An 18923-nucleotide genomic window follows, 5' to 3' on the forward strand; every position below is an offset into this window, starting at 1 on the left:
GTGTATTTCCCAGAACGATCGTGATCGTCCCAGTTTTGAGTTGCCATAAGTATTGGCGCTGCAAATAGACAAGCGGTAATAACTATTGGTGCCGCAATTTTAGGTTGAATATATGATTTTAGAAAGTCGAAAATGGCATATACACCAATTCCTATCCAAATGGCAAATACATAAAAGGAACCTACAAGTGCATAATCTCGTTCTCGAGGCTCGAAAGGTCGTTCGTTAAGGTAAATTTTAAGTGCTATTCCTGTAAATAAAAACAGTGCTAGAACAACATAAAAACTTTTAATGTCTTTTTTGGCATGAAAGAAAAATCCAATAAGTCCGATGATAAACGGTAGGAAAAAGTAAGTATTTCTAGCTTTGTTATTTTTCCATTCTGCAGGAAGATTCTCTTGAGAACCCAATCTTATTTGGTCTATAAAAGGAATTCCACTTAGCCAATTTCCGTCTAAAGAAGTATATTCTCCTTGTTTGTCGTTTTGTCTTCCAACGAAATTCCACATTAAATATCTCCAATACATGTATCCAAATTGGTACTGAACCATGAATGTTAAATTGTCTATAGTTGTCGGTTTATCTATATCAAGATACTGACCATAAGCTTTTAGAAATTTATCATAATCTTCTATTTCTAATTTTCCAGAAGCATAAGAAGCTCTAAATTCAGCAACAATATCCGTTAGCTCTTTTTCTTCGGCATATTCTGGTTTTATTCTAAAACTAAGCACATTTGTAAACTTCATGTAGTTTTCTGCATGTTCAGAACTCCACATTCTTGGCAAAATGGCTTTGTGTTTGTCATCGGTATTTTGGCTACCGTTTTTATAATTGTTTACTATAACATATTCTCCTTTTTTGTAATCACGTTCGTAATTTGGCTTGTCGTCTGTATAGGGATTGTCTTCATCTAATCCTGCATAAGTGTCAGAAAATTGAGGGCCATAAAACAAAGGATTCACACCATATTGTTCACGATTATAGTAAGCCAAAACTTCACGCGCATCAGAAGGTTTATTCTCATTAATAGTCGTATTTGCATTGGCACGAATAGGCAACATCATCCAAGTAGAAAAACCTAACATGATAAATAAAACACAAAGAATTAAGGTGTTGTAAATAACTTTTCCTTTTTCTCGGGTGTATTTTAATCCAAAATAAAACAACGCGATAAGTAGTAATGTAACAAATATTGTTCCTGAATCGAAAGGCAAACCTAAACTATTTACCATAAAAACTTCGGTAGCACCAAAGAAAGTCATCGTCCAGGGCAATAACAATTTGAATATAAACAACAATATAGCCACCACAACAAAGTTGGCGATGATGAAACTTTTGACAGTAATATTTTTATAATTTTTAAAATAATATAAGAAACCAATGGAAGGAATCGTTAATAATGCCATAAAGTGAACGCCAAAAGACAATCCAACTACTAATGAAATTATTAGTAACCATTTGTTACCACGTTCGGTATGCATTTCTTCTTCCCAGCGCAATCCAAGCCAAAAAAGTAGTGCAATAAGTACTGTTGCCATAGCATAAACCTCTGCTTCGACCGCATTAAACCAGAAACTATCAGAGAAAGTAAAGGCTAGAGATCCTACAAAAGCACTTCCTAGAATAACAATTGAATTGGTTTTGTTCATTTCAGCAAATCCAGAAACTACTTTTCTCAAAATAATTGAAGTGGACCAAAACATAAACAAAATGGTAAAAGCGCTCGAAAACACCGACATCATATTAACCATTAAGGCTACATGTTGATTATCGATAGCAAACATCGCAAAAAATGCTCCAATCATTTGAAATAAAGGTGCTCCTGGTGGATGACCCACTTCTAGTTTTGCTGCTGTAGCAATATATTCTCCGCAATCCCAAAAACTCATGGTAGGTTCTACAGTGAGAGAATAAACAACAAGCGCGATAAAAAAGGTAAGCCAACCAAGGGCTGTGTTCCATTTATTGAAATTGAAAGACATAAATTTTTGGTATAAATATTACCCTACAAAGAAACTATTTTTTTATCTAAAGAAAAGGTTAAAAATAAAATTTTAATTTTTTTTGCCTAAAACCTTGCAGAAAATAAATATTGTCTTAAATTTGCACTCGCATTGGGAAATCATTGCAGCTTTATTGGCCCATGGTGTAATGGTAACACAACTGTTTTTGGTGCAGTCGTTCAAGGTTCGAGTCCTTGTGGGCCAACAAAAAACCCTTCAGAAATGAAGGGTTTTTTCGTTTATAATTATTTCTGTAAATTATTTAGCATTTGCCATAAATTCTTCTGCTTTTTCTACCATATTATAGCTTCCGCAGAAAAAAGGAACTCGTTGGTGCAATTCTGTAGGCTGAATCTCCATGATGCGATTGTAACCGTCAGAAGCTTTTCCTCCTGCTTGTTCTGCAATAAATGCCATCGGACTACATTCGTAAAGCAAACGCAGCTTCCCTTTTGGGGCTTTCGAACTTGTTGGATAAATATATATTCCGCCTTTAATCATGTTTCTATGAAAATCGGAAACTAAACTTCCAATATATCTCGAAGTATATGGTCGATCGTCTTCTTCAAGCTGACAATATTTGAGATAATCTTTGACTCCTTGTGGAAAATGAACATAATTTCCTTCATTCATCGAATATATATTTCCATCTTTCGAATATTTCATGTTCGGGTGCGAAAGATAAAAAGTTCCAATAGCTGGGTTTAATGTAAATCCGTTTACACCATGACCAGTTGTATAAACTAACATGGTCGAAGTGCCATAAATAACATAACCCGCCGCAACTTGATTGATGCCTGGTTGTAAGAAATCTTCAATAGTTACAGGAGTTCCTACTGGTGTTATTCTTCTAAAAACAGAGAAAATTGTCCCTACCGAAACATTAACATCAATATTTGAAGAACCATCAAGTGGATCCATCAAAACTACATATTTATTGTTGTGGCTATTGTCTGAACCTGCAACGGTAATAAAATCATCGTTTTCTTCTGAAGCAATTCCGCAAACAATTTCACGATTTATTAGGGTTTGAATAAAAACTTCATTTGCATAAACATCTAATTTTTGCTGCTCTTCACCTTGTATATTTTGATCGCCAGCTGCACCAATAATATCAACCAATCCTGCTTTATTTACTTTATAATTTACAACTTTAGCTGCCAATCTAATAGAATTAATAATTCGAGATAATTCTCCTGATGAATACTGAAAAGCATTTTGGTTTTCAATAATAAATTCGCCTAAAGTTTTGTTGCGTTCTTCCATTTCTAGATTGTTGTAGTTGTTTATGCAAATATCGATTATAATTTTTGAAAACATTACTTACATAGAAATAAAATTATGAAGAGAAGTCATAAAGTTTTAAAGTCTTTGTGATTTATAGATAATCAGTTTTTTTTTAATTTATTTTTAATATAAAACCAATAAGTATTCGATTTCTTGAAACAACAATCAACTTTATGACTTTCGCCATTATGACATTATGGCTTTTTAGATTATATTTGTTGTAAATAAAATTAACAAAAAACAGGATTATGAAATCAATCTCTTTAGCACTATTCATAGCTATTTTTGGATTATCTAATGCAAATGCTCAAATAAATTTGGGAGAAAAAGCAATGGGAGCTTTACAAAAAGGTTACGCTGGTTTCACTTTTAGCGATGAAGATGCAGCAAAATTATCTAAAGAAGCCGTTGATAAAATGGACAAAGAAAACACAATTGCGGGTCCGAAAGATGCTTATACTGTTAGATTGAATAAATTATTTGGCAAACACAAAACCGAAAACGGATTAGTACTTAATTATAAAGTATACAAACTAAAAGACATAAATGCATTTGCAACTGCCGACGGAAGTGTTCGAGTTTTTTCCGGTCTTATGGATATTATGGACGACAACGAAATCCTTGCCGTAATAGGTCACGAAATAGGACACGTTGCTAACCATGATTCTAGAGATGCTGTAAAAGCAGCGTATAAAAAAGAAGCTTTATTAGATGCAGCTGCTTCTCAGTCAGATAAAGTTGCGGCTGTGACCGAAGGTCAAATAGGAGCTATTGGTAAAACTTTAATGAACAGCAGTCATAGCAGACAACAAGAAACAGATGCCGATACTTATTCGTATGATTTTATGAAACGAAATGGGTATAATGTAAATGCTGTCGAATCTGCTTTTTCTATTTTAGCAAAATTGAGCGAGGGAACAGAATCAACATTCATTACGAGAATGATGAGCTCCCATCCTGACGCAAAACTAAGAGCTGAAAATGCAAAAGCAAGAGCACAAGCTGACGGATTATATAAACCATATGTAAAACAATTAAAAGCAAAGGTAAAAGTTGCTCCTAAGAAAAAGAAATAATATGATTATCAGAAAAGGACAAAAAGAAGATATGTCAGCCGTTTTAGAATTAATCAAAGAACTGGCTGTTTTCGAAAAAGAACCCGATGCAGTTGTTGTTACTGTCGATGATTTGGTTCGAGATGGTTTTAGTAACAATCCGCTTTTTCACACTTTTATTGCTGAAGTTGAAGGACAAATTGTGGGTATGGCTTTGTATTATTACAGATATTCGACTTGGAAAGGAAAAACTATTCATCTAGAAGATTTAATCGTCAAAGAAAATAGTCGCGGAACAGGTGCTGGATACGCTTTGTATTCGGAAATAATGGCGCAAGGAAAAAAAGACAACGTACGTCGAATAGAATGGAATGTACTCGATTGGAACACGCCTGCTATCGATTTTTACAATAAATCTGGCGCAAAATTACTAGAAGATTGGCGCGTTGTCAATATGGACGAGGCTGGAATAAATGCCTTTTTAGCAAAAAATTAAAATAGTTTTTAGTATTTCAAACTGAAAATCTGAAATCTGAAATCTGAAATCTGAAATCTGAAATCTGAAATCTGAAATCTAAAATGAGAATATTCAAATTTGGTGGTGCATCCGTAAAAGATGCCGATGGTATAAAAAATGTTTTTGACGTTTTACAAAAAGTAGGTTACGAAGAAGTTTTACTTGTGGTTTCGGCGATGGGGAAGACAACAAATGCTTTAGAATTAGTAATAAAAAACTATTTCGATAAATCGGCAGAATTAAATGCTTCTGTTCAAGAAGTAAAAAAATACCACAATCAAATTTTGTTGGATTTATTTGATGATGAAGAAAGCGAAGTTTTCCTCGATGTAAATGATCATTTTGCAGATTTAGAATATTTTTTGCGCAGTAACAAATCACCCAATTATAATTTTGTGTACGACCAAGTGGTGAGTTTCGGAGAAATTATTTCGACTACAATTCTTAGTCATTATATGAATTTTAGAAACATTAACACACAATGGTTAGATGTTCGTTTGTATATAAAAACTGATAATACTTATCGTGATGCTGAAGTAAATTGGGAAATTACTCAAAAGAATATCTCGAAAATCGGAAAGAAAAAATTACTTTTTATCACCCAAGGATTTATTGGCGCCGATGAAAATGGATTTACCACAACATTAGGACGTGAAGGTTCAGATTATACTGCCGCTATTTTCGCTTATTGCCTTAACGCCGAAAGTGTAACCATTTGGAAAGATGTTCCTGGTGTAATGAATGCCGATCCGCGTTATTTTGAAAATGCAACTTTGCTGAATCAAATTTCCTATCGTGAAGCCATCGAATTGGCTTTTTATGGCGCGAGTGTTATTCACCCAAAAACTTTACAGCCTTTACAGAAAAAAGAAATTCCGTTGTATGTAAAATCTTTCATAAATCCTTTATTACCTGGAACGAGTGTGTCTAAAGGAGAAGATTTAGAACCTAAATTGCCTTGTTTTATTGTTAAAAAAAATCAATTATTACTATCCCTTTCTTCGATAGATTTTTCGTTTATCATGGAAGAAAATATTAGTGAAATTTTTAGTTTATTACACCAACACAAGATAAAAGTAAGTTTAATTCAGAACTCGGCGATTAGTTTTTCTATTTGTTTAGAAGACAAGTTTGGTAATTTTAATGAATTAAAGAAAACATTATCTAAAAAATTTAAATTGTCCTATAACGAGAATGTATCACTTTATACGATAAGACATTTCGACGAAAAAGCCTTTCAAATGGTCGAAAAAAACAAAACCGTTTTACTAAAACAAATGAGTAGAGAAACAATGCAAATTGTAACGAAGGAATAAATTTTAAATAATACACTACTTTTGTAATGTTGTTGTTATAGTAAGTATGTTTAAAAAACTCATTTTTTTGATTGTGATTTTTTGTTTTTCTGGGCTTTATGCTCAAGAAATCAAAACACCATACAAATCAAAGAAAATAGTTGTTTCTCGAGATTCAATCCAAATTGATAGTGTGAGTATAAATGCTAGTTTTTTTAAATTACTGGATGCAAAAGGAGAAATTATCGATACTAGTTTTTATAAAGTAAATTTTTCGAAAGGATTATTAACTTTCAAAAATAATTATAAAACTACCGATACACTAACTGTTCGTTATTTAAAATTCCCAGAATATTTAACCAAAGAATATACCATTTACGACAAAAGCCGAGTGGTAAGTAACGACAATGGTTTGGGGAATTTATACAAAGTTTCTAATGACGGTTTCAAGAAATTTACACCATTAGATGGACTTACAACATCTGGAAGCATCTCACGAGGAATAACTATTGGTAACAACCAAAACACATCAGTAAACTCAAATTTAGATCTTCAAATTACAGGAAAATTGTCCGATAAAGTGAGTTTGAGAGCTTCTATTCAAGACAGTAATATTCCGTTGCAAGAAGGGGGATATTCTCAAAAATTAGATGAATTTGATCAAATTTTTATCGAACTTTTTTCAGACAAATGGAGTGTTCGTGCAGGCGATTTATTTCTAGAAAATAGAAAATCTAGATTTCTGAATTTTAATAAAAAAGTACAAGGTTTGTCTGCTCAATTTACTTTAGGAACGCCCGAAAAGAAAACCGAAATTTATGCATCCGGTGCGATTGTTCGCGGACAGTACGCAAAAAGTAATTTTATAGGACAAGAAGGAAATCAAGGGCCTTACAAACTAAAAGGTTCAAATGGCGAATTATATGTTTTAGTGATTTCAGGTTCCGAACGTGTTTTTGTGAATGGTATTTTGCTTAAACGAGGCGAAAATAATCAATATACAATCGATTATAATGCAGGTGAAATTATTTTTACTTCACTTTTTCCTATTACTTCCGAAATGAGAATTACTATCGAATATCAGTTTTCCGATAGAAATTATACCAGATTTGTAACTTATGTTGGTGCCAATCACGAAGAAGAAAAATGGAGTTTAGGCGGTTATTTGTATTCTGAAAACGACGTGAAAAATCAGTCATTACAGCAAAACTTATCGCCTGCACAAGCGCAAATATTAGCTGCAGCTGGTGACAATCAGAATGCTATGAATGCCTCTTCGGCAGTGCCAGAAGTGTATTCTGACAACAAAATTTTGTACAAAAAAGTAATAATAGGATTAATCGAAACTTTCGAATATTCTACTAATTCGCTCGATATTTTATATAGTGTAAAGTTTAGTTTTGTGGGCAATAATCAAGGGAATTATATTGTTTCGAGCACCATTACAAACGGTCGAGTGTTTAAATATATTGCACCAATCGCTGGAATTCCTCAAGGAAATTACGAGCCTATAATTAGATTAATTGCACCAACAAAAATTCAAATTGCTACTGTTTTAGGAAAATACAATCCTAACGAAAAAACAACTGTCGATTTTGAGATTGGAATTAGCAATAATGATAAAAATCTTTTTTCAGGAATAGACGACAACGATAATCAAGGTCTAGCAGGGAAATTAAATTTCAAACAACGATTATTGTCTAAAAAATGGCAAGTTGATCTCTTCGGAAATTACCAACTCATTCAGAAAAATTTCAAAACCATCGAGCGATTATTTAGCATCGAATTTGATCGAGATTGGAATTTATCAAACCCATTAGGAAACCAAAGCTTTGTTACGACGGGCTTATTGTTTTCTTTGGCAGGAAAATCCAATTGGAAATATCAGTTCGAAAAATTAGATTTCTCCGAAAGTTTTTCAGGAAATCGACACGTAATTTCTGGATATTACAAACATAAAAATTGGTTGTTTTCTAACGACGGAAGTTTTTTAAATAGCAATGGAAATATTTCAACTTCTCAATTTATTAGAAATCAAAGTCAAACAAAATACCACTTTAATAAAAACTGGATTGGCGGCAGTTTTCGATATGAAAATAACCAAGAAAAAGTAAAATTAACCAATCAGTTTTCCAATCTGAGTCAACGGTTTTCGGAATATGGTGCCTTTATAGGACGTGGAGATTCTACCAAAGTTTTTGTCGAATTGGGTTATCTAAATCGTGTAAACGATAGTTTGCAATCAGGCTTGCTAAAATGCGTAAATACTTCACAATCTTATTATATAAAATCAAAATTAATTCAGACTGAAAAAAGCGACTTGTCCGTTTTTGTTAATTACAGAAACCTGAAATTTGAAGATCCCATTCGTGGTAACGAACCTTCACTAAACTCTAGATTATTGTATAACGATAGGTTTTTTAAACAATTAATCCAAACTACAACTGCATACGAAACGACTTCGGGAACAATTCCGCAACAAGAATTTAGTTTCCTCGAAGTAGATCCTGGAAAGGGAATTTATGCTTGGAATGACTATAATGGAAACGGAATTCAGGAAATTCAAGAATTTGAAATTGCACCTTTTCCAGACCAAGCGAAATATGTAAAAATATTTTTACCAAATCAGATTTTTATCAAAACACATCAAAACAAATTTTCACAATCGATAACTTTAAGTCCATCTCAATGGCAAAACTCGACTGGATTTAAAAAATTACTGTCTTATTTTTATAATCAATCATCATATTTAATCGAAAGAAAAATAAAACGAGAAAATGATAATTTCGATTTGAATCCGTTTTCAACCAATAGTCAAAATTTATTAGGTTTAAATTCAGGTATTCGCAACAGTTTATTTTACAATCGTGGCAAACAAAATCACTCTGTTACCTATACTTTTATTTCAAATAAAATAAAAAGTTTGCAATCATCTGGAGAACAAGAAGCAAAAAACACATCACATCAATTGCAATACGATCATTTGCTAAAAAAATATTGGTTATTTACTTTGTCTGGTAAAATATTTGCAACAAGCAATACTTCAGAGAATTATGCTAGTAGAAATTTCGAGATAAAAGGAAATCAGTTGGGGCCTAAAATTTCTTATTTATTTTCTAAAAATGCCAGTTTAGATATTTTTTATGAAATGCAAAATAAAGAGAATAAATTAGGTGATAAAGAATCATTAAAACAAAACAAATTTGGAACATCATTTAGTTTTTCTAGCCAAAATAAACTAACACTAAATGGTGAATTTTCTTTGTTTAATAATAAATTTATTGGCAATGAATTTTCACCAGTATCATTTCAAATGCTAGAAGGATTACAACCCGGAAAAAATATGACCTGGCGATTATTGTTACAAAAAAATCTGACTGAATATCTAGATATAAATATTAATTATCTTGGGAGAAAAAGTGAAACAATAAATACTGTTCATACAGGAAATATTCAATTGAGAGCTTATTTTTAACTTTAGGTATACACTTTGTAAAAAAATTACTAATTTTAAATAATTAAACCATAAAAAATTAATCAAATTATGAAAAAAATCTTATTATTATGTATGGTTTTTGTTTTCTCGAATAGCTTTTTTGCCCAAGAAACAAAAACTGCTTCTAAAAAATCAACAACTGAAAAAGCAAGCAAGACTAAAGAAAAAGCCGATGCTAAAAAAGTCGATGCCAAAGCTGAAAAAGCAAGCAAAGCTAAAGAAAAAGCTGAGGCTAAAAAAGCTGACGCTAAGGCAACAAAAGAAGCTGAAAAGCCTAAAGCAAAAACTGAAAAAAAAGATACTAAGGCGACAAAAACAAAAGAAGTAACTGAAGAAAAGGTTTCAAAAACTAAAAAAGAAACTGCTGAAAAAGTAGTAAAACCTGTAAAAGAGGTTAAAGCAAAAACAACTGAAACTAAAGAAAAAGCAACAAAAACCGTTGCTAAAAAAGAAAGAGTTTCTACAGAGAAGGCTAATCCTAACACAACAGACAAAGTAACTGGTGAGTATAACGGAAAGAAAGTTTTTACTGGACCTCGTGGCGGAAGGTACTACATTAACAAAAATGGTAACAAAACCTATATTGATGATGAGCAAGGAAATTAATCTTGATAAAAATTAGATTTAAGATTCTTATTCTACCTATTATTAAAAGACCTCGCAATTTTGCGAGGTCTTTTAATAATAGGTAGAATAAGAATCTCGTAAATTTAGTCCTTAGATTTAGTCAAATAATAAACAGGAACTCCTAAAGCTACAATAAATAATCCAAGTCCAGTATTTGTAGTGTCATAAACTAATAATGTAATACAAATTAAAGAGGTTAAAATAATATAAATAGCAGGAATTATTGGGTATCCAAAAGCTTTATAAGGTCGTTCGGAATCTGGTTCTTTTTTTCTAAGAATAAAAATCCCGTAAATAGTAAGAATGTAAAACAACAAAGAAGCAAAGGTAGAATAGGTTAATAAGTCACCAAATTTTCCAGAAATACACAATACACAAGCCCAAACACATTGAAACCAAAGCGCTTTTGCAGGAACGTTATTTTTATTTAATTCGCCCGCTTTTTTAAAGAATAAACCATCTTTAGACATCGCATAAAATAATCGTCCACCAGAAAGTATCAAACCAGAATTGCACCCAAAAGTCGAAACCATAATTAATCCAGCCATAACAAAAACACCAATATTGCCCATAATTACATTGGCAGCCGCTGCGCCAACACGATCTTGACTAGCAAACATAATTCCATTATTCATCACCGATTCCCCTACAGGCGTTCCTTGCATTGGTAATAATGCCAAGTATGCAATATTTGCTAAAATATAAATGATAGTAACAATCAGTGTTCCTAGAAATAAACTTCTCGGGATATTCTTTTTAGGTTCTTTTATTTCTCCAGCGATAAATGTCACATTATTCCAAGCATCGCTAGAAAATAAAGAATTTATAATAGTCGCTCCCATAGCACCCAACAAAGCTACTCCAGCTAATTTGGTTACTGTTACCGTTCCGTCTTTATTTAAAACTGTTTTTGAAGCTTCCCACATATGCGCGAAATTGTTAGACAAAACATCTGTTTTTAGACCAACGTACAAACCTAAAATAATCAAGGCAAACAACGCAAATAATTTAGCCGAAGTAAAAATTAGTTGAATCATTTTGCCACTCTGCACCCCTTTTGTATTAATGTACGTTAGCAAAATAATACTCGCCATTGCTAGAATTTGCTTATTGGTAAACGAATAATTTTCGCCAATAGTCAAAATTTTATTTTCTAGAATAGGAAAAAATACCGCCGAATAGTTAGCAAAAGCTACAGCAACTGCCGCAATAACCCCCGTTTGAATAACCGTAAAAACGGTCCATCCGTACAAAAAAGACATTAATTTGCCATAAGCACGCTGAATATAAACAAACTGCCCGCCAGCATTAGGCATCATTCCTGCTAATTCACCATAACTTAAAGCGGCACTCATAGTTAGCAAACCAGTCACCAACCAAATCACTAAAAGCCAAGCTGCAGAACCTACATCTCTAGCCATAGCAGCTGTTACAATAAAAATACCTGAACCAATCATAGATCCAGCAACTAAGCTTGTGGCATCTAACAATCCTAATTCGCGTTTAAAAGCTTGTTTTTCTTCTTGCATAAAATTATTTTTTGAATGCTAATATAGAGTTTTAATTAATTATTTGAGAGTCACAAATAACCAAATCCACAAATAAACTTTTTATATTTGTAAAATGAATGAAAATTTAGATCCTACAAATCAAAACTATAATACCGACGAACTCGATTTAGAAAAAAAGTTGAGGCCACTTTCGTTTGATGATTTTTCTGGGCAAGAACAAGTTTTAGAAAACCTAAAAATATTTGTACAAGCAGCAAACCTTCGTGGAGAAGCGCTTGATCACACACTTTTTCATGGTCCTCCAGGATTAGGAAAAACAACTTTAGCAAACATTCTAGCTAATGAGTTGGGAGTTGGTATCAAAATCACTTCCGGACCAGTTTTAGACAAGCCGGGTGATTTAGCGGGTTTGCTAACAAATCTTGACGAACGCGATGTTTTGTTTATAGACGAAATACATCGGTTAAGTCCAATTGTCGAAGAATATTTATATTCTGCCATGGAAGATTTTAAGATTGATATTATGATCGAATCCGGACCTAACGCTCGTTCGGTTCAAATTAATTTATCTCCATTTACATTAGTAGGAGCAACCACTCGTTCCGGATTATTAACTGCTCCAATGCGTGCCCGTTTTGGTATTCAAAGTAGATTACAATATTACAATACCGAACTTCTAACCACTATTGTACAACGAAGTTCGTCGATTTTAAAAATGCCTATTACTATGGAAGCCGCTATAGAAATCGCTGGACGCAGTCGTGGAACACCTCGTATTGCCAATGCGATGTTGCGACGTGTTCGTGATTTTGCTCAAATAAAAGGAAATGGAAGTATCGATATCGAAATTGCGAAATTTGCTTTAAATGCTTTAAATGTTGATGCTCACGGTCTAGATGAAATGGATAACAAAATTCTAACTACGATAATTGATAAATTTAAAGGTGGTCCAGTAGGATTGTCAACATTGGCGACGGCTGTTTCTGAAAGCAGCGAAACAATTGAAGAGGTTTACGAACCGTTTTTAATTCAAGAAGGATTTATCATGCGAACGCCTCGTGGAAGAGAAGTTACCGAAAAAGCCTACAAACACTTAGGAAAAATTAAAACGAATATTCAAGGCGGATTGTTCTAGGGCATTTCCCTTCGGGTCGAGCTTTCCGCTTTATCTTTTTTCGTGCCTCAAAAAGGATATCGCTTCAATCCCTAATGCAAAATGATAAACAACAAATCAAAATATACAAATCTCATAAAATCCGAAGCAATGCGCCTCGGGTTTTTGTCTTGTGGCATATCTAAAGCAGGATTTCTGGAAGAAGAAGCGCCACGATTAGAAAATTGGCTAAACAAGCAAATGCATGGACAAATGTCCTACATGGAAAATAATTTCGACAAAAGACTTAATACAACATTACTTGTTGATGATGCAAAAAGTGTCATTTCATTATTACTAAATTATTATCCATCTAAAATTCAAAATTCTGATTCTTATAAAATCTCAAAATATGCTTACGGACAAGATTATCATTTTGTTATAAAAGAAAAGCTGAATGAATTATTATATTTCATCCAAACCGAAATTGGCGAAGTTTCTGGTCGCGCCTTTGTCGATTCGGCCCCTGTTTTAGATAAAGCTTGGGCAGCAAAATCAGGTTTGGGCTGGATAGGGAAAAATAGTAATTTACTCACCAAACAAGTCGGCTCTTTTTATTTTATTGCAGAGCTCATTGTTGATCTAGATCTCGAATATGATTATGCGACGACAGATCATTGTGGAAGCTGTACGGCTTGCATTGATACTTGTCCAACTGAAGCCATTGTTGCTCCTTATGTTGTTGATGGTAGCAAATGTATTTCCTATTTCACCATCGAGCTTAAGGAAAATATTCCATCAGAGATGAAAGGTAAATTCGACGATTGGGCATTTGGTTGTGATGTCTGTCAAGATGTTTGTCCTTGGAACAAATTTTCGAAACCACACAATGAACCACTTTTTCGTCCTAATTCTGAAATTTTATCCAACACAAAGAAAGACTGGGAAGAAATAACAGAAGACACATTCAAAAAGGTATTTAAAAATTCCGCCGTAAAAAGAACAAAATTTGAAGGTCTGAGTAAAAATATTGAATTTTTAAAAAGAGTAGATTTTTGATTTACAATAACCTACCCTTTTTTATCATAAAAAATTTAGTTCATTTGAGTACCATCAATTGGAATCATACGACATGATTTTGCACGATACGTAACTGCTACTCTCATTCTATAAGGGCCATAAGTTGTCACCATAAAACCATTAATTCTTTGATAATTTGTAATTAGATAACCTGAACTAGGTCTTGCATTTATGGCGAGTTGTTTACATGCGTCAGTTTTTACATTTAACTCATTTGCAGTATAACAACAATTACTATAATCTATATCAATAAATCTAGTTTCAGTATAACTAGACCAGCTACAACCAGCAGGCAAACTTTCGGTTCTACAACTATTTAGTAAATTAACCATAGTAAATTGGCTATTAAGGTCTGTCCCATAGCCTGAAGTAAAATTACAACCATCATTTGTTAGCGTTTCTGGACAACTTGCTATTTTAGCAACATTACCATCAGTAGATTTAAAATTCAGATTGTCAGTGTTTTTTAGAACTGTTTCTTGTTTTTCAGGGTTTTCAGAAGATGCATTATTGTCTTTGTCACACGAAGTGAAAAATACAAGATTAGCGAATAAAGCAATAATAACAGTGCTTCCTAATTTTAATTTGTTTGATTTTTTCATTATAATATTGTTTGATTTGCCTACTCTTTTATATTGGATTTTTGGCTTACTCCATTTGATTAATCGTTTGTAGATAAATACAATTTCATTTTGTTACCCCTATTTTAAAAAATAATTCTAGAATTTTATCTTATAAAAGAGATTGGGAAGAAATATTGAATTTTTTAAATAAAAAAACCCTCACATTTCTGCAAGGGTTATTAATTAAAAAAGACTCTTTTTTTTATTCTCTTGTAAATAAGAAGTTTTGACCTCTCATTTTAATAGTAAATTCACTTTTTGTTTCATTAAACTGAAGCTCTACTCCTGCTTGTTCTGATTTAAACTGATTTTTACCATTTGGTTCGAATGAAAGTGGTGGCCCTTGTCCTTCTTGTGGAGTTCCCATAAGCACCCCATTTTCATCTGTAAAAACGAGCTTTATTGGGATTTGCTTACTTGAGAAAACGCCAAGATAGCTAGTTAAAATCACTTCCTTTTCTAATTCACTTTTATCAGCACTCCAAACATTATTTGAAGGATTTACGTCTGGCATTTTGTGATCAGGATCTAGTGTAATTGTTGCAATTTCTTCAGTAGAATTAGTTTTAAATACCCAAGATGTGTTGCGTTGCCATATCTCTACAGGAAGCTTCATACGACTCACGTTACCTGTTTTGGTTTTAATTTCTAGAACAACTGGCATAGCCATTTTTTCTAAATTTTCAATAGAAATTAGCGCTCCGTTTTTTGGGTCATTTTTCAAGTATTTAATTTTAGTAATCCCTTGATCTAACCTCCAATTGTTAACAAACCAAGATCTCCAAAACCAATTCAGATCTTCTCCAGAAACATTTTCTATTGTTCTAAAAAAATCATCTGGTGTAGGATGTTTGAAAGCCCAACGTTCTGTATAAATTCTAAAAGCTCTATCAAATTTTTCTTTCCCTAGTATTTGCTCACGCAACATTACCAATCCAATTGATGGTTTTTCGTATGCCAACAAACCTAAATTTTGTTCTTTCATACCATCAGGAGCTGTCATTATAGATCTAATTCTGGGTTAGTTAAAACATTCGCCCCTCTTTGCAAGTCTCTTTCTCTAAATTTATATTCTCCATTATTAAAGTCATTTGAACTTATAGAGTTAATAAAAGTATTAAAACCTTCATCCATCCAAGCAAACAAACGTTCGTTAGATCCTACAATCATAGGGAACCAACCATGACCGAATTCATGATCTGTTACACCCCATAAATCTTCTCCTTTAGATTTCCAATCACAAAAAACAATTCCTGGATATTCCATTCCTCCTTCGTTACCCGCTACATTTACTGCTGTTGGATAAGGATATTCCAACCAACGTTTAGAATAATTTTCAATAGATGTTTTTGTATATTCAGTAGCGCGACTCCAAGCTTCTTGCCCTGAACTTTCGACAGGATAAGCAGAAATTGCTACTATTTTTTTGCCGCTTGGCAAATTAATTTTTGCTGCATCTAATACAAATGCTGGAGAAGAAGCCCATGAAACATCACGAGATTTTTTTATTTTAAAATGCCAATTCAAAGTTGATTTACCAGTTGGTCTTGATGAACTATTTGTCACTTCTTCGACAGAGCGAATTTGAACAGTTTTATCACTTTTCGAAGCTATTTTCCAACGTTTTTGTTGTTCGGTTGTGTATACTTCTGAAGGATTAACCAATTCACCAGAACAAACCACGATATGATTAGAAGGGGCATTAATAATGACATCAAAATCACCATATTCTAAATAGAATTCTCCAGCTCCTAAATAAGGTAAAGAATTCCAACCTTTTATGTCATCATAGACACACATTCTTGGATACCATTGTGCCATGGTAAATATCTTGCCATTTTTAGTTTCTAATACACCCATTCTATCAGATCCAAAATCGGGAGAAATAAATGAAAATTCTATCTTAAGTTTTACAGTTCCTCCGTTCGAGTTTAAATCTTGTGGTAAGAAAACTTGCATTCTGGTATCTGAAATTTCAAATTTCGCATCAGTTTCAATTAATTTACCATTTCGAGTACTAACAATTTTAATAGATTTTATTTTATGTCCTCCATCAAAAATCTGTCCTTTATCTCCGTTCCGACTTCCAGTAACTGGAATTATTGCATTTCCACGAGAATCATTCTTAAATAAATTTTGATCCACATTCATCCATAAAAAAGAAATTTTGTCTGGACTATTATTTGTATATGTCAGAATTTCTGACCCTATAATTTCATTTTTCTTCTCATTTAGAGTTGCTGTCAATTGATAATCTACTTTGTTTTGCCAATATTTTTCACCAGGTTGACCACTAGCGGAATGAGTATCTGTTGCATTTTTTGAATAAAAATTAGGTGCAAACGCCGCTTGACATTCATATTTTGATACTGATTTTACTTGCTGATCTTGAGCTTGCACCGCTGACGTCCCTATAAATAAAAGCCATAAAGAAACCGAAACAATAAATTGTTTTTTCATGATTTGATTGATTTTGATTGATGATTGGTTCTCTTTATTTAAAAATAACCTTCTAAATAAAGATTTGTAATTTATTTGTCTAAATTTTTAGTCATATTGAAACCTACAAATAGTGACGCTCCGGCCATTGTAAAAATTGTTGCTGGATACAAACCATTTTCGTTTAATGAAGTATAAGTAGATAATATTAGTGCGATAAATGCTCCAATTCCTATACCCATTAGTAATAAAGCTAAATTTAAAAGAATAACTTTGTAAAACGATGCGCCACTTTGACGACTACTCATAAAAATACTGGCATCAGCTCCTTTTTCGATTAGGGCTAAACGTTCTTTGTTTCTAGTTGATAAATAAAGGTAAACAACTCCGAAAATTGCTAAAAACATACTCATTGGTACTAAAATGTCTCCACTCATGATTGATTGATTTAAATTGATTAATAATTAATTTGTTCATAAGCTATGACGACAAGAGTTACATTTAGGTTACATAATATTAAAAATATTTTTTTTACAATAACTTGTAACCTAAATGTAACTCTTGTCGTCTTATTACTATATGACTATTATAGACGATAAACATTACATTAATCAAATAATCGAAGGAAACTCGAATGCATTTGCAGTGCTAGTAGATCGTTATAAGGATTTAGTGTTTACTTTAGCTTATAAAATGGTAAAAAACAGAGAAGAAGCCGAAGAGATATCTCAAGATACATTTATAAAAATATTTAAGTCACTAAATAAATTCAAAGGAGAGTCTAAATTTTCGACATGGGTTTACAAAATAACTTATAACACTTGTTTGGATCGTTTAAAAAAGAGTAAAAAAGAGAACAGTGTTGTTTATATAGAAGATTTTAGTGGACACCAAGTTAATGTAATCGAAAGCGTTTTTGATGCCATCGATGAAAAAGAAAGAAATGAAAAAATTCAAGATTGTTTATCCTTGTTGCCCAGCGAAGATGCATTTTTACTAACTTTATATTATTTTGACGATCAATCTATAGAAGAAATTGCAAAAGTTATGGATAGCAATGCTAATAATATTAAAGTAAAACTTTTTAGAAGTAGAAAAAAAATGGCTTCGATTTTAAATAAACGATTAGAACCAGAAATACTAGGATATTATGAAAGCGAACGAAGATAAAAATATAGAAAAACTAGTAAATCATATCATGAAGGATACTGCGTTAGAATCTCCTTCGTTTGATTTTACTTCAAATGTTATGTCGCAAGTATTCGCTACAAAAACTAGTGGGGTAACTGTTTATAAACCATTAATTTCAAAAACAACTTTTATTGCCGTTTTTGGATTTATCATTGCGTTGTTTATTTATCTCTTTATTAATGGGGAACAGCAAACAAGTGCTTGGTCTACTTATTTAAATTTAAATGGACTATACGAGAACAAACTAACTACAATATTTAAATTCTCTAAAACAACAACCTATGCGGTTGTGTTAACAACTGTAATGTTGCTAATCCAAATTTCTTTCTTAAAAAATTATTTTGACAAACAACTAGAGAAATAAAAATAGCTCTGCCAACAAAAAACCCTCACATTTCTGCAAGGGTTATAATCTAAAAATCTAAATTCAGAAATCTGAAATGATTTAGTATCTGTAATATTCTGGTTTAAATGGACCAGTAACTTCAACACCAATATAAGCTGCTTGATCGTCACGTAATGTTTCCAATTCAACGCCTAATTTAGCTAAGTGTAAAGCAGCTACTTTCTCATCTAAATGTTTTGGTAACATATAAACGTCGTTGTTGTAGGCGGCACTATTTTTCCACAATTCGATTTGAGCTAAAGTTTGGTTAGTAAATGAGTTACTCATTACAAAACTTGGGTGACCTGTAGCACAACC

The 18923-nt window shown here is 32.5% G+C and carries 17 protein-coding genes and 1 tRNA gene; 10 read left to right on the top strand and 8 right to left on the bottom strand.

The window, feature by feature from the left end; all coding sequences use genetic code 11:
- A partial coding sequence (locus ABI549_RS10270; RefSeq protein WP_348076365.1) for a DUF2723 domain-containing protein occupies nt 1–1985 on the bottom strand: 1985 nt, incomplete at its 3' end.
- Nucleotides 1986–2140: 155 nt separating this feature from the next.
- Between ABI549_RS10270 and ABI549_RS10275 the strand changes: the two genes are divergently transcribed.
- Nucleotides 2141–2211, top strand: a tRNA-Gln gene (locus ABI549_RS10275).
- Between the two features lie 53 nt (nt 2212–2264).
- Here the strand turns inward: ABI549_RS10275 and fbp are convergent.
- Nucleotides 2265–3272, bottom strand: coding sequence for a class 1 fructose-bisphosphatase (gene fbp / locus ABI549_RS10280; RefSeq protein WP_348076381.1), 1008 nt, complete (start codon nt 3270–3272; stop codon nt 2265–2267).
- 269 nt (nt 3273–3541) lie between these two features.
- Between fbp and ABI549_RS10285 the strand changes: the two genes are divergently transcribed.
- From ABI549_RS10285 to ABI549_RS10305, 5 genes are all read left to right on the top strand, one after another.
- Nucleotides 3542–4369 carry a M48 family metalloprotease gene (locus ABI549_RS10285; protein WP_348076366.1) on the top strand — a complete coding sequence of 276 codons (828 nt, stop codon included), beginning with the start codon at nt 3542–3544 and terminating at the stop codon, nt 4367–4369.
- A 1-nt stretch (nt 4370) separates the two neighbouring features.
- Nucleotides 4371–4844, top strand: coding sequence for a GNAT family N-acetyltransferase (locus tag ABI549_RS10290; protein WP_348076367.1), 474 nt, complete (start codon nt 4371–4373; stop codon nt 4842–4844).
- An 83-nt stretch (nt 4845–4927) separates the two neighbouring features.
- The gene (locus ABI549_RS10295) at nt 4928–6181 is read left to right on the top strand and encodes an aspartate kinase (protein WP_348076368.1); all 1254 of its coding nucleotides are present in this window, start codon (nt 4928–4930) and stop codon (nt 6179–6181) included.
- A 46-nt stretch (nt 6182–6227) separates the two neighbouring features.
- Nucleotides 6228–9635, top strand: a complete 3408-nt coding sequence (locus tag ABI549_RS10300) for a hypothetical protein (RefSeq protein ID WP_348076369.1) — start codon at nt 6228–6230, stop codon at nt 9633–9635.
- Between the two features lie 69 nt (nt 9636–9704).
- Nucleotides 9705–10262 carry a hypothetical protein gene (locus ABI549_RS10305; protein WP_348076370.1) on the top strand — a complete coding sequence of 186 codons (558 nt, stop codon included), beginning with the start codon at nt 9705–9707 and terminating at the stop codon, nt 10260–10262.
- 104 nt (nt 10263–10366) lie between these two features.
- Here ABI549_RS10305 and ABI549_RS10310 read toward each other — a convergent pair whose 3' ends face one another.
- Entirely contained in the window at nt 10367–11812 is a 1446-nt protein-coding gene (locus ABI549_RS10310) for an amino acid permease (protein ID WP_348076371.1), read from the bottom strand.
- Between the two features lie 94 nt (nt 11813–11906).
- Here ABI549_RS10310 and ruvB point away from each other — a divergent pair, with 94 nt between their 5' ends.
- The gene (gene ruvB, locus ABI549_RS10315) at nt 11907–12929 is read left to right on the top strand and encodes a Holliday junction branch migration DNA helicase RuvB (RefSeq protein WP_348076372.1); all 1023 of its coding nucleotides are present in this window, start codon (nt 11907–11909) and stop codon (nt 12927–12929) included.
- Between the two features lie 81 nt (nt 12930–13010).
- Complete coding sequence (gene queG, locus ABI549_RS10320) at nt 13011–13946, top strand: tRNA epoxyqueuosine(34) reductase QueG (RefSeq protein ID WP_348076373.1); 936 nt, start codon at nt 13011–13013, stop codon at nt 13944–13946.
- Between the two features lie 35 nt (nt 13947–13981).
- Here queG and ABI549_RS10325 read toward each other — a convergent pair whose 3' ends face one another.
- The 4 genes from ABI549_RS10325 to ABI549_RS10340 all read right to left on the bottom strand — a co-directional run bounded on the left by ABI549_RS10325 (nt 13982) and on the right by ABI549_RS10340 (nt 17466).
- A complete protein-coding gene (locus ABI549_RS10325; protein WP_348076374.1) occupies nt 13982–14569 on the bottom strand; it encodes a hypothetical protein in 588 nt (195 codons plus the stop codon).
- Nucleotides 14570–14792: 223 nt separating this feature from the next.
- Entirely contained in the window at nt 14793–15593 is an 801-nt protein-coding gene (locus tag ABI549_RS10330) for a M1 family aminopeptidase (RefSeq protein ID WP_348076375.1), read from the bottom strand.
- On the bottom strand, nt 15593–17050 hold the full coding sequence (locus tag ABI549_RS10335) for a M1 family metallopeptidase (RefSeq protein ID WP_348076376.1): 1458 nt from the start codon (nt 17048–17050) through the stop codon (nt 15593–15595). Before ABI549_RS10335 ends, ABI549_RS10330 begins: the two co-directional genes overlap by 1 nt.
- Before the next feature lie 71 nt (nt 17051–17121).
- Nucleotides 17122–17466, bottom strand: a complete 345-nt coding sequence (locus tag ABI549_RS10340) for a DUF6249 domain-containing protein (protein WP_348076377.1) — start codon at nt 17464–17466, stop codon at nt 17122–17124.
- 142 nt (nt 17467–17608) lie between these two features.
- Here ABI549_RS10340 and ABI549_RS10345 point away from each other — a divergent pair, with 142 nt between their 5' ends.
- Both ABI549_RS10345 and ABI549_RS10350 read left to right on the top strand, forming a co-directional pair.
- A complete protein-coding gene (locus ABI549_RS10345) occupies nt 17609–18199 on the top strand; it encodes an RNA polymerase sigma factor (RefSeq protein ID WP_348076378.1) in 591 nt (196 codons plus the stop codon).
- Entirely contained in the window at nt 18180–18584 is a 405-nt protein-coding gene (locus ABI549_RS10350; RefSeq protein ID WP_348076379.1) for a hypothetical protein, read from the top strand. Before ABI549_RS10345 ends, ABI549_RS10350 begins: the two co-directional genes overlap by 20 nt.
- Nucleotides 18585–18665: 81 nt before the next feature.
- On the opposite strand, the gene ABI549_RS10355 is transcribed toward ABI549_RS10350, so the two are convergent.
- Nucleotides 18666–18923, bottom strand: a 258-nt coding sequence (locus ABI549_RS10355) for an adenosylhomocysteinase (RefSeq protein ID WP_348076380.1), incomplete at its 5' end; no start/stop codon positions are given.

Origin of the sequence: Flavobacterium sp. (assembly GCF_039932285.1) — a bacterium.
Lineage (GTDB): Bacteria > Bacteroidota > Bacteroidia > Flavobacteriales > Flavobacteriaceae > Flavobacterium.